This is a genomic window from Lysobacter antibioticus HS124 (genome assembly GCF_000336385.2).
Lineage (GTDB): Bacteria > Pseudomonadota > Gammaproteobacteria > Xanthomonadales > Xanthomonadaceae > Lysobacter > Lysobacter firmicutimachus.
Genome location: NZ_HG424462.1, coordinates 1 through 23,236, shown reverse-complemented (window position 1 = coordinate 23,236; position 23,236 = coordinate 1). Strand labels below are relative to the sequence as shown.

The 23,236-nt window shown below is 66.5% G+C and carries 28 protein-coding genes, 1 tRNA gene and 1 pseudogene; 16 read left to right on the top strand and 14 right to left on the bottom strand.

The window, feature by feature from the left end:
• Positions 1-10: 10 nt before the first annotated feature.
• A complete protein-coding gene (locus TX83_RS22565; protein ID WP_064746917.1) occupies positions 11-751 on the bottom strand; it encodes a helix-turn-helix domain-containing protein in 741 nt (246 codons plus the stop codon).
• A 212-nt stretch (positions 752-963) separates the two neighbouring features.
• On the opposite strand from TX83_RS22565, the gene TX83_RS05395 reads away from it, so the two are divergent.
• Complete coding sequence (locus TX83_RS05395; protein WP_064746916.1) at positions 964-1,875, top strand: hypothetical protein; 912 nt, start codon at positions 964-966, stop codon at positions 1,873-1,875.
• A gap of 16 nt (positions 1,876-1,891) precedes the next feature.
• Here the strand turns inward: TX83_RS05395 and TX83_RS05390 are convergent, their stop codons facing one another.
• Together TX83_RS05390 and TX83_RS05385 are read right to left on the bottom strand one after the other, a co-directional pair.
• Positions 1,892-2,251, bottom strand: coding sequence for a hypothetical protein (locus tag TX83_RS05390; protein ID WP_141233367.1), 360 nt, complete (start codon positions 2,249-2,251; stop codon positions 1,892-1,894).
• Positions 2,252-2,306: 55 nt separating this feature from the next.
• Positions 2,307-3,143, bottom strand: a complete 837-nt coding sequence (locus TX83_RS05385; protein ID WP_064746914.1) for a universal stress protein — start codon at positions 3,141-3,143, stop codon at positions 2,307-2,309.
• A gap of 250 nt (positions 3,144-3,393) precedes the next feature.
• On the opposite strand from TX83_RS05385, the gene cydP reads away from it, so the two are divergent.
• From cydP to TX83_RS05355, 6 genes are all read left to right on the top strand, one after another.
• Positions 3,394-3,588 carry a cytochrome oxidase putative small subunit CydP gene (gene cydP, locus TX83_RS05380; protein WP_141233366.1) on the top strand — a complete coding sequence of 65 codons (195 nt, stop codon included), beginning with the start codon at positions 3,394-3,396 and terminating at the stop codon, positions 3,586-3,588.
• 6 nt (positions 3,589-3,594) lie between these two features.
• Positions 3,595-5,175, top strand: a complete 1,581-nt coding sequence (locus tag TX83_RS05375) for a cytochrome ubiquinol oxidase subunit I (RefSeq protein ID WP_064746912.1) — start codon at positions 3,595-3,597, stop codon at positions 5,173-5,175.
• A complete protein-coding gene (gene cydB / locus TX83_RS05370) occupies positions 5,172-6,305 on the top strand; it encodes a cytochrome d ubiquinol oxidase subunit II (RefSeq protein WP_064746911.1) in 1,134 nt (377 codons plus the stop codon). Before TX83_RS05375 ends, cydB begins: the two co-directional genes overlap by 4 nt.
• Complete coding sequence (cydX, locus tag TX83_RS05365) at positions 6,305-6,433, top strand: cytochrome bd-I oxidase subunit CydX (RefSeq protein ID WP_075575017.1); 129 nt, start codon at positions 6,305-6,307, stop codon at positions 6,431-6,433. Before cydB ends, cydX begins: the two co-directional genes overlap by 1 nt.
• Positions 6,433-6,687, top strand: a complete 255-nt coding sequence (locus TX83_RS05360; RefSeq protein ID WP_064746910.1) for a cyd operon YbgE family protein — start codon at positions 6,433-6,435, stop codon at positions 6,685-6,687. Before cydX ends, TX83_RS05360 begins: the two co-directional genes overlap by 1 nt.
• 99 nt (positions 6,688-6,786) lie before the next feature.
• The gene (locus tag TX83_RS05355; RefSeq protein ID WP_064746909.1) at positions 6,787-7,209 is read left to right on the top strand and encodes a universal stress protein; all 423 of its coding nucleotides are present in this window, start codon (positions 6,787-6,789) and stop codon (positions 7,207-7,209) included.
• 144 nt (positions 7,210-7,353) lie between these two features.
• Here TX83_RS05355 and TX83_RS05350 read toward each other — a convergent pair whose 3' ends face one another.
• Both TX83_RS05350 and TX83_RS05345 read right to left on the bottom strand, forming a co-directional pair.
• On the bottom strand, positions 7,354-8,388 hold the full coding sequence (locus TX83_RS05350; protein WP_064746908.1) for an NADP-dependent oxidoreductase: 1,035 nt from the start codon (positions 8,386-8,388) through the stop codon (positions 7,354-7,356).
• 159 nt (positions 8,389-8,547) lie between these two features.
• A complete protein-coding gene (locus TX83_RS05345; protein WP_064746907.1) occupies positions 8,548-9,153 on the bottom strand; it encodes a TetR/AcrR family transcriptional regulator in 606 nt (201 codons plus the stop codon).
• A gap of 259 nt (positions 9,154-9,412) precedes the next feature.
• Between TX83_RS05345 and TX83_RS05340 the strand changes: the two genes are divergently transcribed.
• Positions 9,413-10,165 carry a histidine phosphatase family protein gene (locus TX83_RS05340; protein WP_064746906.1) on the top strand — a complete coding sequence of 251 codons (753 nt, stop codon included), beginning with the start codon at positions 9,413-9,415 and terminating at the stop codon, positions 10,163-10,165.
• Between the two features lie 46 nt (positions 10,166-10,211).
• On the opposite strand, the gene TX83_RS05335 is transcribed toward TX83_RS05340, so the two are convergent.
• Complete coding sequence (locus TX83_RS05335; RefSeq protein ID WP_141233365.1) at positions 10,212-10,946, bottom strand: hypothetical protein; 735 nt, start codon at positions 10,944-10,946, stop codon at positions 10,212-10,214.
• Positions 10,947-11,256: 310 nt separating this feature from the next.
• On the opposite strand from TX83_RS05335, the gene TX83_RS05330 reads away from it, so the two are divergent.
• From TX83_RS05330 to TX83_RS05325, 3 genes are all read left to right on the top strand, one after another.
• Positions 11,257-11,706, top strand: coding sequence for a hypothetical protein (locus TX83_RS05330; protein ID WP_064746904.1), 450 nt, complete (start codon positions 11,257-11,259; stop codon positions 11,704-11,706).
• A gap of 401 nt (positions 11,707-12,107) precedes the next feature.
• Complete coding sequence (locus tag TX83_RS22560) at positions 12,108-12,839, top strand: hypothetical protein (RefSeq protein ID WP_141233364.1); 732 nt, start codon at positions 12,108-12,110, stop codon at positions 12,837-12,839.
• The gene (locus TX83_RS05325) at positions 12,836-13,441 is read left to right on the top strand and encodes a hypothetical protein (RefSeq protein WP_141233363.1); all 606 of its coding nucleotides are present in this window, start codon (positions 12,836-12,838) and stop codon (positions 13,439-13,441) included. The genes TX83_RS22560 and TX83_RS05325 overlap by 4 nt, the downstream gene beginning before the upstream one ends.
• 63 nt (positions 13,442-13,504) lie before the next feature.
• On the opposite strand, the gene TX83_RS23205 is transcribed toward TX83_RS05325, so the two are convergent.
• On the bottom strand, positions 13,505-13,657 hold the full coding sequence (locus TX83_RS23205; RefSeq protein ID WP_186442519.1) for a hypothetical protein: 153 nt from the start codon (positions 13,655-13,657) through the stop codon (positions 13,505-13,507).
• Between the two features lie 15 nt (positions 13,658-13,672).
• On the opposite strand from TX83_RS23205, the gene TX83_RS05320 reads away from it, so the two are divergent.
• The 3 genes from TX83_RS05320 (at position 13,673) to TX83_RS05310 (ending at position 16,307) form a co-directional block, all read left to right on the top strand.
• On the top strand, positions 13,673-14,323 hold the full coding sequence (locus TX83_RS05320; RefSeq protein WP_141233362.1) for an XVIPCD domain-containing protein: 651 nt from the start codon (positions 13,673-13,675) through the stop codon (positions 14,321-14,323).
• Positions 14,324-14,541: 218 nt separating this feature from the next.
• The gene (locus tag TX83_RS05315; protein WP_064746901.1) at positions 14,542-15,138 is read left to right on the top strand and encodes a hypothetical protein; all 597 of its coding nucleotides are present in this window, start codon (positions 14,542-14,544) and stop codon (positions 15,136-15,138) included.
• 272 nt (positions 15,139-15,410) lie between these two features.
• Positions 15,411-16,307 carry a hypothetical protein gene (locus TX83_RS05310; RefSeq protein WP_141233361.1) on the top strand — a complete coding sequence of 299 codons (897 nt, stop codon included), beginning with the start codon at positions 15,411-15,413 and terminating at the stop codon, positions 16,305-16,307.
• Positions 16,308-16,448: 141 nt separating this feature from the next.
• Here TX83_RS05310 and TX83_RS05305 read toward each other — a convergent pair whose 3' ends face one another.
• The 5 genes from TX83_RS05305 to TX83_RS05285 all read right to left on the bottom strand — a co-directional run bounded on the left by TX83_RS05305 (position 16,449) and on the right by TX83_RS05285 (position 19,686).
• The gene (locus TX83_RS05305; protein WP_064746899.1) at positions 16,449-16,838 is read right to left on the bottom strand and encodes a VOC family protein; all 390 of its coding nucleotides are present in this window, start codon (positions 16,836-16,838) and stop codon (positions 16,449-16,451) included.
• Between the two features lie 84 nt (positions 16,839-16,922).
• On the bottom strand, positions 16,923-17,939 hold the full coding sequence (locus TX83_RS05300) for a hypothetical protein (protein ID WP_075575016.1): 1,017 nt from the start codon (positions 17,937-17,939) through the stop codon (positions 16,923-16,925).
• 82 nt (positions 17,940-18,021) lie between these two features.
• Complete coding sequence (locus TX83_RS05295) at positions 18,022-18,321, bottom strand: hypothetical protein (protein ID WP_075575015.1); 300 nt, start codon at positions 18,319-18,321, stop codon at positions 18,022-18,024.
• Positions 18,322-18,418: 97 nt separating this feature from the next.
• Positions 18,419-18,508, bottom strand: a tRNA-Ser gene (locus tag TX83_RS05290).
• Positions 18,509-18,654: 146 nt separating this feature from the next.
• Positions 18,655-19,686: a LysR family transcriptional regulator gene (locus TX83_RS05285; RefSeq protein ID WP_087960672.1), complete on the bottom strand. Its 1,032-nt coding sequence runs from the start codon at positions 19,684-19,686 to the stop codon at positions 18,655-18,657.
• A gap of 108 nt (positions 19,687-19,794) precedes the next feature.
• Between TX83_RS05285 and TX83_RS05280 the strand changes: the two genes are divergently transcribed.
• Positions 19,795-20,373: an FMN-dependent NADH-azoreductase gene (locus TX83_RS05280; RefSeq protein ID WP_064746897.1), complete on the top strand. Its 579-nt coding sequence runs from the start codon at positions 19,795-19,797 to the stop codon at positions 20,371-20,373.
• Positions 20,374-20,846: 473 nt separating this feature from the next.
• On the opposite strand, the gene TX83_RS05275 is transcribed toward TX83_RS05280, so the two are convergent.
• On the bottom strand, positions 20,847-21,236 hold the full coding sequence (locus TX83_RS05275; RefSeq protein WP_064746896.1) for a hypothetical protein: 390 nt from the start codon (positions 21,234-21,236) through the stop codon (positions 20,847-20,849).
• A gap of 167 nt (positions 21,237-21,403) precedes the next feature.
• Positions 21,404-22,696, bottom strand: a complete 1,293-nt coding sequence (serS, locus tag TX83_RS05270; RefSeq protein ID WP_064746895.1) for a serine--tRNA ligase — start codon at positions 22,694-22,696, stop codon at positions 21,404-21,406.
• A gap of 160 nt (positions 22,697-22,856) precedes the next feature.
• Between serS and TX83_RS05265 the strand changes: the two are divergent.
• Positions 22,857-23,236 (top strand): annotated as a pseudogene (locus TX83_RS05265) (hypothetical protein); the annotation flags it as partial.

Here is a 23,236-nt window from a genome sequence, read left to right as displayed (position 1 = left end):
GTCGCCGAGCTCAATGGCACAACGCCGGATCGCGCTGCGCCGCCTGCAACGCGGCCGGTTCGAGAATGCGGATCTCGCGCCCGTCCACTGCGATCAGGCCGCGCGCTTGCAGACGCGACAAGGCCCGGGTCACGGTTTCTAGGGTCAGGGACAGGAAATTGCCGAGTTCGGCGCGGGTCATGCGCAGCATCAGCCGACTGGCGCTGAAGCCCAGGCCCTCCAGGCGCGCCGCCAGGTCGAGCAAGAACGCGGCCACGCGCTGATCGGCGCCCAGCGTGCCCAGGGCCAGCATCCAGTTCCAGTCGCGGCGGATCTCGCCGGCCAGCATCGCGGTGATGCGCTCTTGGAACTGCGGCAGGCGCTCGCGCAGCTGCGCATACGGCAGCTCCCACAACTCGCCGGTATCCAGCGCGACCGCATCGCAGGTGTAGACAGGCTGGTCCAGCGCGTCCAGCCCAAGCAGATCGCCGCGCATGCGGAAGCCGGTGATCTTCTCCCGGCCATCGTCGCTGACCAGGGCGGTCTTGAAGAAACCGGCATGCACCAGATACAGGGCCTGGCGCGGCTGACCGGCGCGGAACACGTATTGCTTGGCATGCACGCAACGGCGCTGCAGCGGCCAATCCTTCAACAATTGCTCCAGGCTGCGCGCCGAACCGTCGCCCGCGACTGCGCCGGCCACCGCCGGCACCGCCCCGAAATGCGGCGCATGGAACGCGACAGCGGAAGGCGAGACGGCTTCGAGCAACATGGCGGCGTTCCTGCGATGGGGATGGCGCCAGCCTAGGCGCGCGACGCCGCCGGACGATGTGGCTGCGGTAACCGGCGGTAACGATGTGTAACAGCGCCCTCGCCGCCGCGCTCCCCGCATCGGCGCGGCGCCGGGGATTGACCGGCGTCAATGCCGGGCGGTGCGCCGGTCGCATAGTGGATCGTCTCCCTCGCTACCCCCCGGTCCATCGTTTGAGCACGCCCACGCGCTTCACCGACCCGCACGCGGTCGATGTCTGGGATGCCAGTTTCCGCTGGCGCAGCGGCGACCTGTTGCGCGACCGCACCATCGACGCGACCTGGCAGCGCGTCGCCGGCGCCCTCGCAGCGGGCGCGGGCGCGCACGCGGACCGCTGGCGCCAGCGCTACATCGAAGTGTTCAGCCGTTGGCAACTGCTGCCCGACGAGCGTCTGCTGCGCCATGCCGGCACCGGCCGCGCGCCGACCGCCCTGCCCGAGCCGCAGGCCTGCCTCAATCTGGGCGCGTTCGTGCTGGCGCCGCACAGCGCCGCCGCGCGCTTCGATCATGCCGGCTTCGCCGGCGTCGCCGGCTTGAGCGTGCGCCTGCTCGACGATGCGGTGCGGCTGTGCGAGGGCGAGCGGGCCGCCGCGCCGGCACTGTCCATCGGCGTCATGGGGCTGGCCGACGCCCTGGCCGCGCTCGGCCTGGACTACCGCGGCCGCGAGGCCCAGCTCGCCGCTGCCGCGATCGCGCGCACTCTCGCCTTCGCCGCGCTCGAGAGCGCGCTGGAACTCGGGCAAGAACGCGGCCCCGGCGCGAACGGCGTCGCCGGTGCGCTGGCCGCGTACTGGCGCGACCGCGCCCTGCCGCGCGAATTGGCCGGGCCCTTGCTGCAGCATCGCCGCTATCGGCGCCTGACGCGGATATCGGCCCAGCCCTGCCTGGCCTTGCTCGCCAACAACGCCAGCATCGGCCTGGCCGCGCAACGCGCACGCGCCGGCCGCAACCGCCTGGCGCTGTCCGCCGACGCCGCGCTGGCCGCGCAAGGCGCGCTCGCCGCGGCCATGCAACCGTGGATAGACGCACCGGTGGAAATCGCCCGCGGCGATTGCGAAGACCGGCTGTGCAGCCACTGCCTCTGATCGCGGTGGCGCCGGTTCAGCGCTCGCCGTCGTCCGCCGGTGGGTCGACGACAGGGTCGCCGTCCGGCCCCGTGCCCGGCTCCAACTCGGTGCGGGCTTGGCGCAGCGCTTCGAGGAAATCGTCGTAGCAGGCGAAGAACCGGCTCCAGGCGCGCGCCAGGTCGGCGTCGTCGCCCAAGGCCACAGTGCGCTGCAACTCGGCCAGCCAGTGGTAGCGATGCGTCAGCTGTCGGCTCAGCGCGCGCACCTGCTGGTTGCGTGCGCGCAATTCGGGCGCCGGCTCGGGCACGGCCTGCGCGCGCAGGGCGTCGATCGCCTCGGCGGCGCGGTTCAAGGCCTGTGCGGCTTGTTCGCGGCTGCGTTGGGGGTCGCGCATCGGCGGGTCGGCCGCCGGCCGCAGCAAGGCCCGCAACGAGTGCGGGCCGCGCTCGTCAGTGACCATAGAAAACCGGCACTGCCGCGCTCATCGACAGTTCCCGGGTGACCCCGCCCAGCGCCCACTCGCGCAGACGCGAATGGCCATAGCCCCCGGCGACCAGCAACTGCGCATGGGCCTGGCCGACGTGATCGAGCAAGGTCGAAGCGACCGTCGCGCCGCGCGCCTCGCGCAGCACCAGTTCCGCATGCACGCCGTGGCGGACCAGATGGGCGGCGATCTGCGCGCCCGACTCCTTGGCCGCGCGGCCGTTGCCGGTGTCGACCACCACCACGTCGACCGCTTCGGTACCGAGCAACAGCGGCATCGCATCGTGCACCGCGCGCGTCGCTTCGCGGGTCGGCTGCCAGGCCACCACCGCGCGCCGCGGCGGCGCCTGCGCCTTGCAGCGCGGCGGCACCACCAATACCGGTCGCCCGGATTCGAGCAACAGCGCGACGAAATAAGCGTGCGACAGCGCCGCCTCGCGGGTGTCGCCCAAGGCGCCGGCCAGCACCGTCAGGTCCGCATAGTAAGCGTGCAGCGCCGCCATCCGCGGCGCCTCGACGTACAAGGCCTCGACCAGTCGCACCTCGGTATCGACCGGCTCACCGGCCAGGCGCTGACGCAGGGCCTGGGCCCGACGTTCGCCGTCGGCACGCAGCTTTTCGTTGGCCGCATCGGTGGTCATGTCCGGCATCAACCCGAACGGATGCGCCAGCGGCAGCGGCAGATCGACCAGTTCCAGCACCTCGACCCGCGCCGCGTGCGCCGAGGCCAGGCCCAGCGCCAAGTTCAACGCGTCGGCATCGCCGGCGCTGCGGGTCATCGGCACCACCAAATCCTTGAGCATCGCGTCCTCCGCCCTTGCGGACGTCTGCCCGCCATTGCACCCCGATCGCGCCGGCGCGTATTGACCTGGATCAAGCCGCGCCGCGATCGGCCGCGCATACGGGCCGTCGCCGGTTCCGCTTGATCTGGATCAAGACCGCCGACACGCCGCAACCGCCTACTGGCGCTCGGATTCAGCCGGAGCCGGCCATGCGCCACGTCCCCCCGTTCGCCCGTCGATGCGTTTGCCGCGCGAACGCGGGCCGCGGCCGATGAATCGGCGCCGCAACGCCGTGCCGCAGGCGGCGCCGGTCCCGTGGCGACGCGGTTTGCTGCGCCGCATCGCCCTGACCATCGCGCTCAAGCTGGCCCTGCTGACCGCGCTGTACCTGCTTTTTTTCTCGCCCTCGAACCGCCCGCATATCGACGATGCGGCGATCGACCGGCGCCTGCTTCCCACAAGGTGACCCGCCATGCCGGACCTACACGTCGTCGACCTGTCGCGACTGCAATTCGCGCTGACCGCGCTCTACCACTTCCTGTTCGTGCCGCTGACCATCGGTCTGGCCCTGATCATGGCGATCATGGAAAGCGTGTACGTGATGAGCGGGCGCGCCATCTGGAAGCAGATGACCCGTTTCTGGGGGGTGCTGTTCGGGATCAACTTCGCCATGGGCGTCGCCACCGGCATCACCATGGAGTTCCAGTTCGGCACCAACTGGGCCTACTACTCGCACTACGTCGGCGACATCTTCGGCGCGCCGCTGGCGATCGAAGGGCTGATGGCGTTCTTTCTGGAAAGCACCTTCGTCGGCCTGTTCTTCTTCGGATGGGACCGGCTCCGCAAGCTGCAGCATCTGACCGTGACCTGGCTGACCGCGCTGGGCGCCAATCTGTCGGCGCTGTGGATCCTGATCGCCAACGGCTGGATGCAGAACCCGGTCGGCGCCGAGTTCAACTTCCAGACCATGCGCATGGAAGTCACCGACTTCGCCGCGGTGGTGTTCAACCCGGTCGCCCAGGCCAAGTTCGTGCACACCGTCAGCGCCGGTTACGTCACCGGGGCGATGTTCGTGCTCTCGATCAGCGCCTGGTACCTGCTGCGCGGGCGCAACGTCGAAATCGCGCGCCGCTCCATCGTGGTCGCGGCCAGCTTCGGCCTGGCCTCGGCGCTGTCGGTGGCGGTGCTCGGCGACGAGAGCGGCTACACCGCCTCGGAAAACCAGAAAATGAAGGTCGCCGCGATCGAGGCCGAATGGCGCACCCATCCGGCGCCGGCCGCGTTCACCCTGTTCGGCCTGCCGGACATGGAACGCCGCGAGACCGAACACGCGATCCGCATCCCCTGGGCGTTGGGCCTGATCGCGACCCGATCGCTGGACCAGGAGGTCGCGGGCATCCACGACCTGGTCGAACACAATCGCGAACGCATCCGCCGCGGCATCGCCGCCTACGCCGCGTTGCGCGAACTGCGCGCTGATCGCGACGATCCGCAGAAAACCGCCGCCTTCATGGCCTTGCGCGACGACCTCGGCTTCGGCCTGCTGACCCTGCGCTACACCCGCGACCCGGCCAGCGCCGACGAAGCTGTCATCGAGCGCGCCGCGTGGAGCACGGTGCCGAACGTGCCGGTGCTGTTCTGGTCGTTCCGGATCATGGTCGGCCTGGGCTTCTTCTTCATCCTGCTGTTCGGCTGGGCGTTCTGGCTGGCGGCGCGGCGCAAGCTCGACAACCGGCTGTTCCTGCGCATCGCCTTGTACAGCCTGCCGCTGCCCTGGGTCGCCGCCGAATTGGGCTGGATCGTCGCCGAGGTCGGCCGCCAGCCCTGGGCCATCGACGGCGTGCTGCCGACCTTCCTGGGCGTGTCGGCGACCAACTCCACCCAGGTCATCGCCAGCCTGATCGGCTTCGTCGTGCTCTACACCGGCCTGGCCGTGATCGACGTGATGCTGATGCTGCGCGCGATCCGTTCCGGCCCCGACCGGATGAAGTTCTGGCCGGCCTCGCCGGCGCCCGCCGAGCACCGTCTTGCCGCCGAAAGGAGCCTCCCGTGATCGATTACGAACTGTTGCGCCTCGTCTGGTGGGTGCTGCTCGGCGTGCTGCTGATCGGCTTCGCCGTCACCGACGGCTACGACCTGGGCCTGGGCGCGATCCTGCGCCTGATCGGCCGCGACGACGTCGAACGGCGCATGGCGTTGGAGGCGATCGAGCCGAACTGGGAAGGCAACCAGGTCTGGTTCATCCTCGGCGGCGGCGCCGTGTTCGCGGCCTGGCCGCTGCTCTACGCCGCCTCGTTCTCGGCGTTCTATTTCGCCATGCTGCTGTTGCTGGTGGCGCTGATCCTGCGTCCGGTCGGCTTCGCGTTCCGCAACCGCCTGCCGCAGGCGCGCTGGCGCGGCGCCTGGGACTGGGCGCTGACCATCGCCGGCGCGGTGCCGTCGCTGGTGTTCGGCGTCGCCTTCGGCAACCTGTTCCTGGGCATCCCGCTGCGCTTCACGCCGGAGCTGTTGCCGGTGTTCGAGGGCAGCTTCCTCGGCCTGTTCCATCCCTTCGCCCTGCTCTGCGGCGTGGTCAGCCTGGCGATGCTGGTCATGCACGGCGCCAGCTTCGCGGCGATGAAGATCGAGGACCCGGTCGGCCAGCGCGCGCGCCGCATCGCCCGCATCGCTGCGGTCGTGGCCGCGCTCGGTTTCGCCGGCGCCGGCCTGTGGCTGCGCTGGATTCCGGCCTCGGCCCTGGTCGGCGCGGTGCGCACCGACGGCGCTTCGGACCCCTTGGCCAAGCACGCGATCTCGGTCGTCGGCGGCTGGCTGGCTAACTACAGCCTGCATCCGGGGATGATCGCGATCCCGGTCGCGGTGCTGTTGCTGCTGGCGGCGGTGCTGTTGTGCCGCCGGCGCGGTCTGGCCTTCGTCGCCAGCGGCGCCGCGGTCGCCGGCATCATCCTGACCGCGGGCTTGTCGCTGTTCCCGTTCCTGCTGCCGTCCTCGACCCATCCGGGCCACGGACTGACGGTGTGGGACGCGTCCTCCAGCCAGCGCACCCTGGGCATCATGCTGGTCGCCGCGGCGATCTTCCTGCCGCTGATCCTGGCCTATACGACCTGGGCGTTCCGGGTCATGCGCGGCACCGTGACCCGCGCCCATGTCGAATCGCAAGACGAATCCCAAGGAGCCTACTGATGTGGTACTTCGCCTGGATCCTCGGCCTGGCCCTGGCCTGCTGTTTCGGGGTGCTCAACGCCATGTGGTTCGAACTGCACGAGGACGACGAACGCGGCCGGCGCGAAGCGCTGGAGGACGGCCCCTGATGGCGCGGGCGGTGTCGCTGCTGCTGGCATCGGCGCTGTCCCTGGCGCTGCTGTTCCTGCCGGCGATGCGCGGCGGCGAGATCAGCGCCGCCGGGCACGGCCTGCTGAGTCCGCTGATGCTGCTGATCTGCGCGGGTTTCGTCCACGGCGTCGGCTTCCGCCCGCGGCATGCGCTGGGCCGCGCCGTCCTGCACCCAGCCTGGCTGTGGCCGGCGATGCTGAGCATGGCCGCGCTGTGGGCGGCGCGCTTTTGAACCGGCATCGCAAGCGATCGCCGCCTAGCTTGATCGCGATCAATATCCGCCGCCGGCGTGCGCGGATGCTGTGATCGCCCCTCACCCGCCGGAGTCACCATGCGCATCCTGATCGCCGTCGACGGCAGCGAAATCGCCCTGCGCGCGGTGCGCTACGCCATCCGCCTCGCCGGCGAGCTGGCGCAGCCGCCGGAGCTGCATCTGCTGTACGTCGACGAACCCCTGCTGCGCAGCGTCGCCGTGCACCTGGGCGCGGACGGCGCGGTGCGCTACCACGCCGAGAACGGCCGCGCCGCCACCCAGCGCGCGCGGACGGCGCTCAAGCGCGCGCAGCTCGAGTTCGAAGAACACCTGCCGATCGGCGAGCCCGCTTCGACCATCCTCAAGTTCGCCAAGACCGAACGCTGCGACCTGATCGTGATGGGCTCGCACGGCCGCGGCGCGCTCAAGACCCTGTTCCTGGGTTCGATCGCCGGCAAGGTGCTGGCGCACGCACAGACGCCGTTGACCATCGTGCGCTGAGCCTCGCCAGCGCACCGCACGCCCCCGCCGCTCCCTCCTGTCGAAAAGGAGGGCGGCCGGGGGACTTGCTTCGGCTTGCACAGACAGCCCCAGGCACCGATCGGAAACCGCCGTCCCCACGGAACCATCCGGCGGACCGGCGCCTCACCCCTCGCCGACGCGCACCACCAACTTGCCGAAATTGCGCCCCTGCAGCAGGCCGATGAAGGCCTCCGGCGCATTCTCCAGGCCGTCGACGCGGTCTTCGCGCAGCTTGATCCGGCCGCTGGCGACCCATTCGCCCATCTCGCGTCGGAAAGCCTCGAAGCGTTCGCCGTAGTGATCGAGGATGATGAAGCCCTGCATGCGGATGCGCTTCTGCAGCACCGCCGCCATCAGCAGCGGCAAGCGATTGGGGCCGGCGGGTAGGTTCTGGCTGTTGTAGTCGGCGATGTGGCCGCACACCGGCACCCGCGCGCCGACGTTCAGCAACGGCAGCACCGCGTCGAACACCGCGCCGCCGACGTTTTCGAAGTACACGTCGATGCCGTCCGGGCAAGCCTCGGCGAGGCGCTGCTCGAATTGCGGATCGCGACGGTCGATGCAGACGTCGAAGCCGAGCTCCTCGACCGCGTAGCGGCATTTGTCGGCGCCGCCGGCGATGCCCACCACGCGCGCGCCCTTGAGCTTGGCGATCTGCCCGACCGCCGAACCCACCGCACCGGTCGCGGCGGCCACCACCACGGTTTCGCCCGGCTTGGGCTGGCCGATGTCCAACAGGCCGACATACGCGGTGAACCCGGGCATGCCCAGGCCGCCCAGCGACAGCGACGGCCGCGGATCGTCGCCGAGGGCGAGCAGGTCCTGGCCGTCCGACAGGGCATAGTCCTGCCAGCCGGCATTCGCCAGCACGCGTTCGCCGACGCGGAACTGCGGGTGTTTTGACGCCACCACCCGGGCGATGGTGCCGCCGACCATGGTCTGGTCCAGCGGCACCGACGGCGCATAGGTCGGGCCGATTTCTTCCATCAGATTGCGCATGTAAGGGTCCAGCGACAGGTACTCGGTGCGTAGCAGCACCTGACCGGGTCCCGGGGTCGGCATCTCGGCCTGTTCGAGGCGGAAGTTGTGCGTGCTGGGCAGACCGTTGGGACGCGAAGCCAGGACGATGCGGCGGTTGACGGTGTCGGTTTGCGGCATGGGAAAGGCCTTTGAGTGTGTCTAGTGAAGAAAGCCGCGCGATCCGCGGGACGGCCGGCAGCGGGTTGACTACGGCGTTACGAAATAAATTAGACCGGTCGTCTAGTTCATGGACGCAGAAAAAGCGGGCGGGCCGAACGCCCGGCTGGAATCGCTGGATCAGGTGTACAAACGCAGACCGAGCAACTGCCGGGTGCCGATCAGGGCGGTGTCCAGCGGCGTGCGGTCGTGGGTGATCTTGGCCAACAGGCTGGCGCCGAGCCAGTTTTGGTACAGGGTCGCGCCGAGGGTGCGCGCGTCGCCGACGGCTTCGGCCAGCGAACCATCGGCCCGCCCGGCTTCGACGCAACGCGCCAGTCGTTCGACGATCCCGCCGGTGCCGCGCGCCAGCGCCGCGCGCATGGTTTCCGACAGATCGCAGACTTCAGCGCCAAGCTTGACCACCAGGCAGCGGCTCTGCGCCTCGTCGCCGGTCTGGGAGTCCAGCCAGTCGTAGAAATAGTCCAACAGCCGCTGCGCCGCCGTTCCCGGCTGCGCCAGCAAGGTGTCCATCCGCCCCAGGTAGTCGGCGAAATACGCCTCCAGCACGGCCTCGCCGAAGGCCTCCTTGGAGCCGAAGTAGTGATAGAACGAGCCCTTCGGCACCTGCGCCGCGGCCAGCACCTCGGCCAGGCCGACCGCGGTGAAGCCCTTGCGCAGCAGCAAGGGGTAAGCGATGTCGAGAATGTGCTGGCGCACATCGTGCTGAGCGGGGACGGCGGTCATGGGCGCACTCTAGCCCCGATTAGACCGGTCGTCTAGAGATCAAATGTAAGGATCTGTAATCGGTCGTCTGGAGTTCGCCCGAGGCATCCCGGTACCGGTCCGGCACAGGCGCGCCACTCGGCCAGCCCTCCGCTTTCCTGGTTCATGCCCGTCATGCCATTACGCCCCCGGTCGCGTTGTCCCGGGAGCCAGCGGCCGCTATCGTCGCCGGCGAACCGCGCAGGAACGCGCACGCCGTCCGCCAAGGAGCCGACACCGCATGACCCCGCTTTCGTTGATCTTCATCCGCCATGGCGAATCGGCCGGCAACGTCGACAAGCGCAAACACCTGGAACTGGCCGACCACGCCATTCCCCTGACCGATACCGGCCGCCGCCAGGCATATGCGGCCGGCCAATGGCTGGGCCGTCACTTCCTCGAACGCAACACCGCTCAGACCCGCACCCGCTTCTGGGTCTCGCCCTATACCCGCACCCGCCAGACTGCCGATGAAGTCATCCGCGGCGTCGAAGCCGTGGCCGCGACCGCGAGCGATCACGATCGCGCCAAGTTCGCCTTCGACCGGCGCGAACACGTCAACCTGGTCGAACAGCAGTTCGGCCTGTTCGACGGCATCCCCGAGGACCAGCTGCCGCTGCAGTTTCCGCGCGAATCCGCGCATTTCGACAAGCAGGTCGAATTCGAAGGCCGCTTCTGGGCGCGCATGCCGCTGGGCGAAAGCCGCTTCGACGTCGCCATCCGCGTGCACCAGGCCTTCGGCACCTTCCAGCGCGACTACGACAAGAACGGCATCGACCAGATCGTGGTGGTCAGCCACGGCGTCACCATCCGCGCCTTCCTGATGCAATGGCTGCACCATCCCTACGAGTGGTTCGAGCAGGAAAAGAACCCGCCCAACGCCTCGATCCGGCTGGTGCACGGGCGTACCGATCTGGGCTATGTGTTCGCGCCCACCGACACGCAGGCGCACGCCGACCGCAACGCCGTCCCCGAGCCCGAGCCGGCGATCTAGTCGGGACCGCCCGACGGACCGCCGGCCTTTCGCGGCTCGACGACCGTCAAGACTTCCCGTCCGATTCCAACGGCGGCCAGACATAGGTCTCGCCGCCGGTCGAGCCCATCGCCTGGAAGAAGATCTCCGACGGGAAATGGCCGCGTTCGCACAAGGCGCCGCAGAAGGCCGACCCGCCCTCGCCTTCGGTCAGGACCGCGAACGCGCGCTCGCCGCCGCGGACAAACACGTAGAACACGTCGCTGCGGTAGATCCCGCCGTCTTTGAAGATCACCCGCTCGATCGCGTCCCAGGCGAAGCTCCCATCGAACGGCGCCTCGCCCGGCGGGCGCGCGAGGATATGCACTTCGTGTTCGTCGAACCGGACCGAAAACCAGTCGCGCACCTGCGGCGGCGGCCCGCGCACGCCTTCGAGCCACAATGCCGCGCCGCCACCCAGCATCAGCAGCGCCACCCCGGCCAGGACCAGGGCTTGCTTCAACGCCAGGGACTGCGGCTGCCAGACCGTCCAGCCCAACCAGCCCAGGCAGGCCAGCCCGATCGCCATGCAGACCGCGGCCAGGACGAACCGCGGCAGTTCCAGGGCCAAACGGCGCAGCGACCCGCGTTTGGCATCGGTCGTCTGCAACGCCTGCGCATGCAGGTCCGAGCCGTACAGGATCGTCGCGATCAGCGCGACCAGTCCGCCGAGCAGCCAAGCGCCTTGACCGGTCAAGCGCACCAACAGCACCGACAGCGGCAGCACCGCCAGCCAGATCAGAAACTTGTGCGCGGTCTTCACGGCGACATCCACGGCGTGATCGCGATCCGCCCTGCAGCGCGCGCAGCCGCCGGCAGGCAGACTGCCCGCACGCCCCATAGCCCTTGCTCCACCGCGCAGCCTCCTTGCAGACCTGCGCGCATGGTTGCATCCGCGCACCGGGGGCGTCGAGCCAGCCGAAACCAACGCCCGGTCCCCGTCGGCCTGGCTTGCCGTATCGCCGTCGCGGCCACTTGCCTGCGCCGCCAGACACCACAACCTCCCGATTGACGCCTCTGCTACCCGGCAACAGAATCCGCCGATTCGTTCCGCATCGACCGCCGGGGCATCCATGCCACACGCATTCACCGTCGAGCTCGAACGCCTGCAAGCCGAGCTCGCCGCCCGTGGCGTGGGCTCCCCGACCGCGCCGGCGGCCGCCTGGGAGGCGTTCAAGTCGTTCGGGCGCGGCTTGGAGACATCCCACGACGGCCGGGACCGAATCGGCCTGCTGGTGCAGTTCGGCACCTACGACTTCAGCGGCCAGCCGCGGTTCTATTTCGATCCGCTGTGCCAGTTCGAACTGACCGACCAGGACGACGAATTCCTCGGCTACGAACAACTGCACTGCGAACTGAGCTGCGCCCCCACGCCGGCCACGGCCGGCATCCAAGCCAACCGGTGGTCGTTCGACTTCGCCGATGTCGAAGCCTATTACTCGGCGGTGGAAGCCATGCCCGAGTTCCGCGTCGCCATGACGCTACCCAGTTACGATGTCGCCATCGGTCTGGACTCGGTTTGACCGGAATGGGGCTGATTTAATTCGGTCTGATCCGAGGTCATTGACCCGCGTCGCCGTGCTGGAAAGCATGAAACTGGCCGAAAAAACCCGGTTGGGTCTCGATCGTTTTCAGAGACGGTGCCGCTTACCCAGCACTATGATCCGTCCGAGCTGAGATGAACCTCTCTTCGCAAGGCTCCTGCGCCGCATCCAGCGACTGCTCGCGGCCAGTCAAGTAGCCCGACAGATGGGCTTTCGCGTCGTTAGGTCGACTGCAACGGAGGTTCGGCAATGGCACTGGGAGCGGCGCCATCGGGTAAAACACACTAGCCGACGGAGATCGCAACTTTCGGTATCCATCTAGCTCGTTCGCTGAAGTTGGCGTAATTTCTTCGCCAACGGACTATCGCGGAAGAACGCAAATGGCCAAAGAACTCGTCCGGAATGCCGTCCTGCTAGCCAGCGTACTCGCAATGAACGGCTGCACCCGCGCCCCCGGCGAAAGCGCCAAGGAGACCATCGTGATTCAGGACGAAGACCCGATAGCCGTTGAAATAAATGCGGCGGCTCGAAGTGCAGAGACGAAATACGACCATATTCACAAAGCGCAGACCGCGCGACCGACAGCCGACAGAGCGGATGCCCTCGCTCCTGCTATCGGTGTCGCCGAACTGCGGCAACGGATCCTTCGCCTGACCGCCACTCTCAGTACTGAGGCCGATACCGAATCCGAGAATGTCGCCCGAATGATGGGTAGCCCTTTCACACCGGAGCTTCTGACTATTCGCGAGGGTGAATCCTTAGGCGAGCTGAAGGGAATCGGCTCTTATCGCGTCAGTGTCAGCACGGTCTATCGCAAGGCTCCCGGCAAACACATAAGAATCAGCTTCCTGCCCAAGGATACGGAAAACGATCGTTCTTCGATATGCACGTTCGGCATCTCGGAATTCGCCAACGATCTATCTGAGCAAGGATACGACGGCCGGGAAACCACACTACCGCATCGTGAACAGTGGGGATTCGTGCGTCGATCAAGCATCAATGGACTGACTTTCTATGTAAAGGCTGAACTGTACAGAGCTCATAATGGAAGCAACAAAGGCGACCCTTGTGTCGGGGCAATAGCCATCGACGCCGCGCGAGAAGCCAAATGAGCGATGTTCCCGCGGAACTTGAGGGGGTTCTCAAGCGATCCGAAACCAGACCGAATGGCCTGCATCGACAGGACATGGATAAGTTGCGCGCGGCCATCGTCAACTCTCCCCTGCTGGCCGACCTGATCACCCGCGCGGCGCGCAACGGAAGCCTGATCGGGATAGCGCTGTCCGACAATCCGAATGAAGCGGCACACTACGGCCTCCGGGATCGACTCATCCATCTCACCGAAAGAACTCTCAACGACCCGCAACTATCCCCACAAGAACAAGGCGACCTGCTCACCGTCGCGCTGGGTCATGAAACGGCTCATGCACTGAGGCGGAAAACGTCAATCGATTCTGTGCAGAGGTTTTCGTCCGAGATTGAGTTCCGCCTGCAGCAAGGACTTGGCAATGAGTCCTCGCTCGACTTGACCGCACCTACAAAGAGCTACTTGACGGAGTTCCGCCATGGCGAAGCGCTAGCGGAGCTCGCTGGCCTGAATGCGCTGGCCAGCCGAGTTCGGGTCGAGAACGACGGCCATCTTGATCCGAATGAGTTCATGCAACGGGCCCAGCCCACTACATCGTGCGTACTGGGAGACGCAGCAAAGAACTAGCTCAGATTCGCCCCTGGGGTCAAGCTCAACGAACACGGCTACCAGAACGCCAAGGACCCTGCCTCAGTCGAGGCTGTTGCCCGCTGTTACTACGATCAGAGTCAGCGCCTGGGCCGCCATCGCGACTCCGGCTATAACGACTATTTCGGCGTCAGCGCAATACAGACCATCGCCGCCAAGTGGTACGACGCCGAGCGCGATGGCCGGCTTGTTCATCAGCAGGCGCCGACGGTGCATCTGGACATGGCGGCATTGAAGCTCGATCCGCGCCAGATCGAGCGGAACGGGCTGGACCTGAGCGGACGGACCTTCGGCTTCGTCGACCTCAGTCACGGGCAAATGCAACTGGCGACGATCCGCCACACCTTGACCACAGCCAATCAGGACGCGCCGAAAGCCGAGATCGCCGAGCGCGCCGTCGCAGTTCTACGGCCTGACTACCCCGGCCATCCCGATCACGGCTTGCTGGAACAGATCCGCAGTGGCGTACGGGCCATTGATGAAAAGATCGGCAAACCTTTCGACGAAGCCAGCGAGCGACTGAGCCGCAGCCTGCTGGCTGCGTGCAAGGACAATCGCGAAGCGCATCCGCAGGCGCACGGCATTTCGCTGGCAGCCAACGCAATCAACCGCGCCGATCATGTTGTCCTGGGTCACAACGGCAATGTCTTCGTGGTCGAAGGCCGGCTCGACGACCCTGCGCACAAGCGCGCCAGCGTGCCGGTCCAGCAGGCGGCCGCCACACCGGTCGAACAGTCGGACGAAAAACTCCGCGTGGCGAATCAGAGCATCGCCCTGGAAGCGCAGCGTACGCAGTCGCAAAGCCAGCAACTCGATCAGGCGCAGCCTTCGTCCCCAATCGGCCCCAGGATCCCGCAGTAACACCAAGGGATCGCCGTCCGCCGCATCGCTCGATTCCCCCCATTAGATGGACCGCTCCTACCTTCACGGTCTCCAGGACGTCGCCGTTTGAACCGGTAAGCGCAACGCCGTCTGGCCGCGCATACGGCGTTACGCCGTTCGTTCGAGCGCAGCGGCCGACTGTCCGCGCTCCATGCCGCGTCGCGCGGCCTACCGCAAACGTCTACAGGAGCCCTGCCATGCCCATCACGCTCTACCGCGGCGACAGCCGCACCCCGGATCAGATCCGCACCGCCCAGGGCTTTTCGCCCTGGGTGACCACCACCCCGGACACCGGCCGGGCGATCATCCTGCGTTGCATCGTCCCGCGCGGGCCCGCACCCAAGCTGCCGAAGCCGGCCGACGACACCAGTTTGCAAGTGCTGCTCGACTCCGCCGCGCCGACCCTGTGGGACGTGCTGCGCAACATCAAGAACGAGAAGACCCGGCGCACCGTGCACGTCTCCACCGACACCAGCCAGGACACCGGCGGCTACTCGTCCAGCTATGTCTACAAGATGAGCATCGGCTTGAACGTCCAGGCCCTGGGCACCGGAGCGATCACGCCGGTGGCCAGCGCCGGCGACCTGGCCTCGGCGGTCAAGGCCAACGTGTTCTTCGACGCCGCCACCCTGGCCACGTCCAGCCTGTTCGGCATCAGCGGCGGCCCGGTCAATCCCGGGGTCGAAGTCGCGTTCCTGACCACGATCCCCAAGACTTACATCACTCACTACTGCGAGCCGGGCAATACCGATCCCGGCAGCGCGACGCGGCCTTGGAAAGTGTTCGCGCAGTAAGCCGAAAAACGCCACGACGCAGCCTGCCCAGGCCGCGCCGTGGCGCGGCGCGATGCAGGCGCAACATCGGCGCGGGATCGCGCCGCTTAGCGCAGCCCCGGCCCGCGGAGGCCGCTGTATTGTGATCGATTTCACCGAACACAAGCGAGACCGCGTTCGCCTGTCCTGACGGCGAGTCGTCGAACGTTGGTGGAGTTGTTTCTGCCCGCGCAATGCCGAAGCCGGCCTCGCGGGCGTATGCCCCATCCACCATCGACCGAGGGAGCAAGCGCATGGGACAGGGTTCCAGCACGGACAACGCATCGTCCAAAGAGTCGTTGAAGGACTGTCTTCTGCGCTATTCCGGCAAGGCGGCCGGCAGCGCGCCGGAGAAGATCACTCTGGAAGGCATCCAGGCCTACATGACCTCCAACGACGCCTTCCTGCGCAATCACTACGCGGCGCGCGAGGACAAGGTCAATTCGTACAAGACCATCGCCAGCCTGACCCGCGAAGTCGGCATGAGCGAAGACCGTCAGTACGAGCTGTGCTTGAGCGCCTACCGCAATCTGAATCGCTACGCGGGCAAGCTCTCCGCCGCCAATATCCCCGAGCCGGTCGCACCGGGCCAGGCCAAGTCGGTCGCGTCGTCGTCGAACGCCGAGCAAAGCAAATTGCCGCAAGCCGTCCGCCGCGATCTGCAGGGACTGCTCGACAACCCGCACAGTTTCTTCGCCCTGGGCGGCCGCGACATCAAGTCCTACGAGAATTGCGACCCCAAGCTGCTTACCGCGGCGATCAAGGCCGACCAGAGCTTCGTGCAGAACAGCGCGGCGCACTGGAGCCTGCCGCCCGACCAGGCCGCCCGCAACACGCTGGCCGACCGTTGGCGCGATCATCTCAACTCGCCCCAAGCCCGCAACGAGGGCGGCGTCGGCGCCACCAATGCGGTGCCGTTCGAAGCGATCAAGAACGCGCAGACCGAACTGAGCAACGCGATCAAGGGCGGCTACGACATCCGCTTGCCGCAGGCGCAGGCCGATTTCGCCCAGGTCGCCCTCAGCGTGAACCTGGCGATCAACGCCTCGCACACCCTGGCCGGGCGCGGCACGGACTCGATCACCGAGCAAACGATGATGTTCAGCCCCGACGGACACAGCAACAAATCGTCCGCACCGCGCTTCATGTAACCATCGCGGCGATCGGCGCTCGGCTCGACAAACAAGAGGAAGGCCGGGCCGATCGTCGTTCGGCCCGGCCTTCGCCGGCACGGTCATGGCGGCCCGAGCCGCAACGAATCGACTGTTCGCAAATCTCGTCCGTCGCCCCCCCTAGTCGGCCGTCAGCGCGCTGACCATGACGTAGTAACCGTCCGGATCGCGCAGCGCGAACTCCAGCGTCCCCGTGGCCGGGTTCCGGCTCGGCTCTTCTTCGAGACGGGGCACGAGCGCACGGGCGCGAAGCAGCGCTTCGGAAAAATCGTCCACGCGGAAGAACAGCAGCAAGCCATTGCCGGGCTCGGCACGCTCCGGGTCGGCCAACGAAGGATGCTCGTGCGCGCCCCACCGGTGCAGACACAACAGCACCGTCCCGTCCGCATCGACGAGCTGGCCGAAGTAATCGTGCGCCGGCGCGGTCGCGGGCTGCCCGAACAGGGACTGATACCAGCGGAAGCTGCGGGCGACATCGGCGACGGCGATGATGGTCCAGATGCGTTTCATTACTCCGCCCTAATGTTCATAGACGCCAACCCATCTAACGCGAGAGAGCGCAAGCACTCGTTTAAACAAATTAAATCATTTCTGTCACTCTCCCGACTTCGTTACCCCCTTCGTTAACAACTCAAGGACTGACTTTGAACCAATCCCTGCGTCACCCTTACCATGAGAAAACCCAGTCTCTTGAGGCGAGAAGATACATGACGCTGCATGAGCCAGAACAATATCCTGCGTTCCAGAGCCCTCAGCTGCGGTGACAATTGCACGATATGTGAGCAGCGCATTCTGACGATGACGATTCACAACAGCATTGTGCTTATGTGTGGTGTAGTTCCTCACTGCCATAACGAGCATATAGCCGAGCACAGCGAAGATGAGTACTTTACTTGTTATTAGCTGAAGCATTTCAGCAGCGCCCGAAGGCCTGATCCACTCAACCTTGTGCAGGAACAAGCTTAGGATAGCGAATAAACCAATCGCGACTGCAAACTGATAAGTGTACTTCAGCCACTTCTCCGCCAGTATCTCTTGCGCCTGCGCCTCATCTTTGAAATAGCTTGCTTGTTGAGACACCCCTTGCTCTGACGCGACGGCCCGGATGGCCGCTAGTGCATCATCGGCATCCGACTTTGCTTTAACCAATTGCTCGGTGAGTTTACCCGCCTGATCCTCAATTCTTTGGATCGTAGCACGGGCTTGCGTCTCAAGCAGGCTCGTATCGGTAATCCTTGCAACCCCGTATGCTATGAACTGCCAAACCTGGTCAAATAGTTGATCACGGCGAGATTTAATACCACTAAGCAGCCCCATTCGAATACTAGCCGCATCATTCGACATCGAATTAAAATCAAGTATCTGCTTAAAAATATTATAGTCAGCATTAGCCTGTGCAAGAATCACACCCAGCTGACTGCTAGTAAAATCTGACAGCGCACTCGACGGAATTCTCTTGTAGATTGCAATGATGGCTTCCGCCGGCTCGACCGCATCGGAAAAATTCATTTGCCGCCCCAGATCATCCTCTCGCCCCAGGGTCACGGGATCGAACATCTGCATACGCTTCAGGGCTTCGCTACATTCTGTACGAACATCCTCGGCTGCCATTCTCAATTGCCTCCACAGGAATGCACCCACATAACCAGCTACTTATAGAGCAGTAGAAGTAGATGGCTCCAATATTCGGCAACTAACGAAGCTCACAAACGATCTGAACCATATCCTTGTCGCCCGACCTGTAGCCAAGCCTAGGAGCCAAAGACTCCTCATCAACGATCCGCGCTCCCGTTGCTTCGTCCAAGCGCATCAACTTCCATCCCTGACGCTCATTACTGACGCTACCTCCTCGTAATTGCCAAACACGCATGACGGCATGATTAGCACGCGAGTAACCCACTGCATGTACCTCGACGCACCGGTTGTAGCCGTCATAGCGAAGCTCTAGTACTTTACCCACCCTCAGCGCTTCGCAAGCGATATCTATCCACATGTGGCCCTCCTTTTTTGTTCGCGAACGGAAAACCAAAGATTGAACGGCCAACCCTTACTAGAGAAGCCGATCCGAGTCAGTGATTTACGAAACAGGGTGGCGGAGAGAGTGGGATTCGAACCCACGGAAGGTTTGACCCTTCGGCGGTTTTCAAGACCGCTGCCTTAAACCACTCGGCCATCTCTCCGTAGAACGGCTGTCGATCGGGCGCTCGCGCTGTGGAACCGCAGGGGCGACGATCGGGGGCGGCCGCTCGCGGGCCGCCCTGCGCGCCCGGCCTTGCGCCGGACGCGGGGCATTCTCTCATGCCGCCGGCGCTTATGCCGCCGCGGCTCAGGCCGCGGGCGCGGAAATCTTCACCGACTTGTCGGCCTTGGCGGCTTTGTCGCGGCCGGCGATGCCGTCGGGGCACGGGATGCCCTTGATGTCGCTGCACTGCAGGCGGGCGGATTCGACCAGGGACGGGGCCTTCTCGGCCAGGAAGTCGATGAACACCCGCACCGCCGGCAGCAGGCCGCGGCGGGAGGCGAACACGGCGTGGAAGATGCCCTGCGGCAGGCGCCAGTTGGGCAGCACCACTTCCAATTCGCCGCGGCGCACGGCTTCGGCGCAGACGGTTTCCGGCAGCAGGGTGATGCCGACGCCCTGCTCGGCCAGCGCCATCAGCATCGGGAAGTCGAAGCCCATCACCCGCGGCTTGAGCTCGACCCGGCGCACTTCGCCGTCGGGGCCGTGCAGTTCCCAGCGCTGGCGGGCGTCGTCTTCGCTGATGCTGAGGGTGACGTGGTCGGACAGTTCGTCGGGGTTGCTCGGCCGGCCCATGCGGGTCAGGTACTTGGGGCTGGCGACCAGCAGTTCCTGGATCTGGCCGAAGCTGCGCATCACCAGGCTGCCGTCGTCGTCGAGCTTGGAGCGCACGCGCAGGGCGACGTCGATGCCTTCGTTGATGATGTCGACGCGGCGGTTGCTGACGTGCAGTTGCACCCGCACCTGCGGGTACTTGGCGAGGAACTCCGGCAGCAGCTTGGGGATCTGCTGCTGGGCCAGGCCGACCGGCACGCTGACCCGGATCACCCCGCGCGGCTCGGCGCTGAGGCGGTCGACCACTTCGCGCGCGGCCTGGGCCTCGGCGAGCATGGACTGGGCGTGGCGGTAGACGCTGTTGCCGACTTCGGTGACGGCGAAGCGGCGGGTCGAGCGCTGCAGCAGACGCACGCCCAGGTCGGTCTCGAGCTGGCTGATACGCCGGCTCAGGCGCGACTTGGGGATGCCCAGCGCGCGTTCGGCGGCGGCGAAGCCGGCGTGGTCGACGACCATCGCGAAGTAGTAGAGGTCATTCAGGTCGTGCATGAGGATAGTTCCAATATTAGAACAGCCAGTGATATTTAATCAGCTTTATTCCACCACTGCAACGACGCAGACTTTGCTCCAACGCGGCGGGCATGCCGCCAGCCAACCGAAGCGAGGTCCGTCATGAAGCTGCTGCATATCGATTCCAGCGCCCTGGGCACCCAGTCCGTCACCCGCGAGCTTAGCGCGGCGGTAGCGGCGCGCTGGCAGGACGCGGTGCCGGGCCTGAGCATCGAGTACCGCGATCTGGATGCCGATCCGATTCCGCATCTTACCGGTCGTTCCCTGGCCAAGGCCGATCCGCTCGAAACTGAAACGTCCGAACGCATCCTGCAACAGTTCCTGGCCGCCGACGTGATCGTACTTGGCGCGCCGATGTACAACTTCGGCATTCCTTCGACGCTCAAGGCGTGGATCGACCGCGTCGCGGTGGCCGGCAAAACGTTCCGCTACACCGAGAACGGGCCGGAAGGCCTGGCCAAGGGCAAGAAGGCGATCGTGGTCAGCGGCCGCGGCGGTTTCCACACCGATCAGCCCAGCGATTTTCAGGAGGCCTACCTGCGTCACGTGCTCGGCTTCATCGGCGTGACCGATGTCGAGTTCGTGCGCGCCGAAGGTGTGGCTTACTCGCCTCAGCATCGCGCCGATGCGCTCGCTGCCGCACATGCTTCGATCGTTACGCCGCTGCGTCGCGCAGCATGAAGGTGAAGTTGCATGAGGTTGCGTGAGCGCGCTTCGGCGCGATCGCATCGATCCCCAAGTCCGGCGTTCCCTCCCCCACGCCGGCATTCGGCCGGGCCTCGAAAGGGCCCGGTCTTTTTGTTTGCAGCAGCGCGATCGGGTGCGCTGGCACGCGAGCGCGTCAGCTACCGGAATCGACGCCGCTGCTACAGCCGTCAGTAGCGCGGAACAGGGGTAGGAGCGGCGCGAGCCGCGCCCCGGAATTGCGCAGGCGGACAGCGTTGCGCCGTAGCGGAATTGGCGCGGTCGCGGCTTACGCCGCTCCTACAATGGGGCGACGCTGCGCCTCCGGTAGGAGCGGCGTCCCACAGGGATTTCCTTCGGTCATAAGCCGCGATCCGAGGGGGCGCAGGCCGATGGGGTTGCGCCGTAGGGGAATTGACGCGGTCGCGGCTTGCGCCGCTCCTACCCGCGGGCGGCGGCGCGGGCAAGGCTCAAGCGCGCGCGGCGGCCGGCTGCGCCGCCGCGCCGTCGGGCGTGCGCCGCAACAGCCAACGGGCGAAGAAATAGCTGGCCAGCAGCGCGGCCACGCCGCCGACCGGAAAGGCGAGAAACATCATCAGCCAGGGCAGGCCTTCGTAGTCGCCGGTCACCCAGGACGGCACGACCATGGTCGCCCACAAGGCGGCGAAGCCGACCAGGCTGCCGAACAGCACGCCGGCGGCGGCGCGCCACATCAGTCCGGCGATCGCCAGCGGCGCCTTGCGCTTGCGGTTGCTGACCAGCAGCACGGCGAACTGCAGGGCGAAAAAACCGACCAGGGTCGGGGCGGCCATCATCACGACGGTAAGCAACTGCGCGAACATGTCGAAAGCGGCGTTCATGACGATTCCTTTCGTAGCGCCGGATCGCTCCGGCGATGAGGTCCATGGGCGCGCCGCGCGGCGCCGGCGCGACTAGGCCCGAAGGCGAAAGCCCGAGGCGCCTGCCGTCGGGCAAGCGACTCGGCCCCCAGGGTGCGAAGCTCCGCTTCGAACCGGCCGGCCGCGGCTCAGGCCAGCGTCTCGATGCCGCCCATGTACGGACGCAGCGCCTCCGGCACGGCGATGCTGCCGTCGGCGTTCTGGTAGTTCTCCATCACCGCGATCATGGCCCGGCCGACCGCGACGCCGGAGCCGTTGAGGGTGTGAGCGAGTTCCGGCTTGCCGGTGGCCGGGTTGCGCCAGCGCGCCTGCATGCGCCGGGCCTGGAAGGCTTCGCAATTCGAGCAGGAGGAGATCTCGCGGTAGGTCTTCTGGCTCGGCAGCCAGACTTCCAGGTCGTAGGTCTTGGCCGCGGCGAAGCCCATGTCGCCGGTGCACAGCAGCACCCGGCGGTACGGCAGGCCGAGCTTCTCCAGCACCACTTCGGCGCAGCGGGTCATGCGCTCGTGCTCGTCGTAGCTCTCGTCCGGGCGGACGATGCTGACCAGTTCGACCTTCTCGAACTGGTGCTGGCGGATCATGCCGCGGGTGTCGCGGCCGTGGCTGCCGGCTTCGGCGCGGAAACACATCGAATGCGCGCTCATGCGCAGCGGCAGCGCGGCGTCCTCGAGGATCTCGTCGCGGACGATGTTGGTCAGCGGCACTTCCGACGTCGGGATCAGATAACGCTTGCTTGCCGCCTCGCCTTCGCCGACCACGGTCGCGAACAGGTCGTCCTCGAACTTGGGCAACTGGCCGGTGCCGCGCATCGAGTCGGCGTTGACCAGCAGCGGCACGCTGGTTTCCTCGTAGCCGTGCTCGCCGACGTGCAGGTCGAGCATGAACTGGGCCAGCGCGCGGTGCAGCCGGGCCAGGCCGCCGCGCAGCACGGTGAAGCGCGCGCCGGACAGCTTGGCGGCGGTGTCGCCGTCGAGCCAGCCGTTGCGGGCGCCGAGTTCGACGTGGTCCTTGACCTCGAAGTCGAACGCGCGCGGGCGGCCCCAGCGATGCTGTTCGACGTTGTCGTTCTCGTCCTTGCCGGCTGGCACCGAGGCGTGCGGCAGGTTGGGCAGGCCCAGGGCGATGGCCTCGATCTCGGCCTTGATCGCTTCCAGGCGGGTTTCGCTGGCCTTGAGCTCGTCGCCGAAACCGGCGACTTCGGCCATCACCGCGGCCACGTCCTCGCCCTTGGCCTTGAGCTGGCCGATCAGCTTGGACTTGGTGTTGCGCAGGTTCTGCAGTTCCTGGGTGCGCACCTGGATCTGCTTGCGCTCGCTTTCCAGCGATTCCAGCACGGCCGGGTCGAGGTCGTAGCCGCGCGCAGCGCGCAGGCGTTCGGCGAGGTCGGCGGGCTGTTGGCGCAGCAGGGTCGGATCGAGCATGACGGAGCCGGATTCAGGTGGCGAAGAGAACCGCAGATTATCGCGCCGGCCGGCATTTTTCGCGAATCCGGGGCGGCCGGGTCGCGACGGCCGGGCCGCGGCGACCGGCGCGAACCGGCATTTCGTTGCAGAATGTGCCGATCGCATCTCCGGACCGCCCATGTCGACACCGTCCCCCGCTCCGTCGCGTCGCGCTTTCGATTTCGCCGCCTGGCGCCCCGCCGGCAAGTCCTGGTGGCTGATCCTGGCGGCGTTCGCGGCCGGCCTGGGCCTGTTCGCCTGGGTCTGGTCGAGCAACCGCAACAGCAGCGAGGACTTCTACCGCGCCGGCCCGGCCGCGCCGACCAGCGATGCTCCGTTCTATGCGCCGCTGCCGGCGCCGGCCCCCGCGGGCGGCGAAGGCGCCGCCCCGGCCGCGCCGCAACCGCTGCCGGCGGCGGTGCCGGGTGAGGAGCAGGAGCGGCCGCAGCTGGTCGAAAACCCCAACCCGCCGGCGCCGCCGCAGAGCGCGCCGGCCGCGCCGCCGAGCAGCGCGCCGGC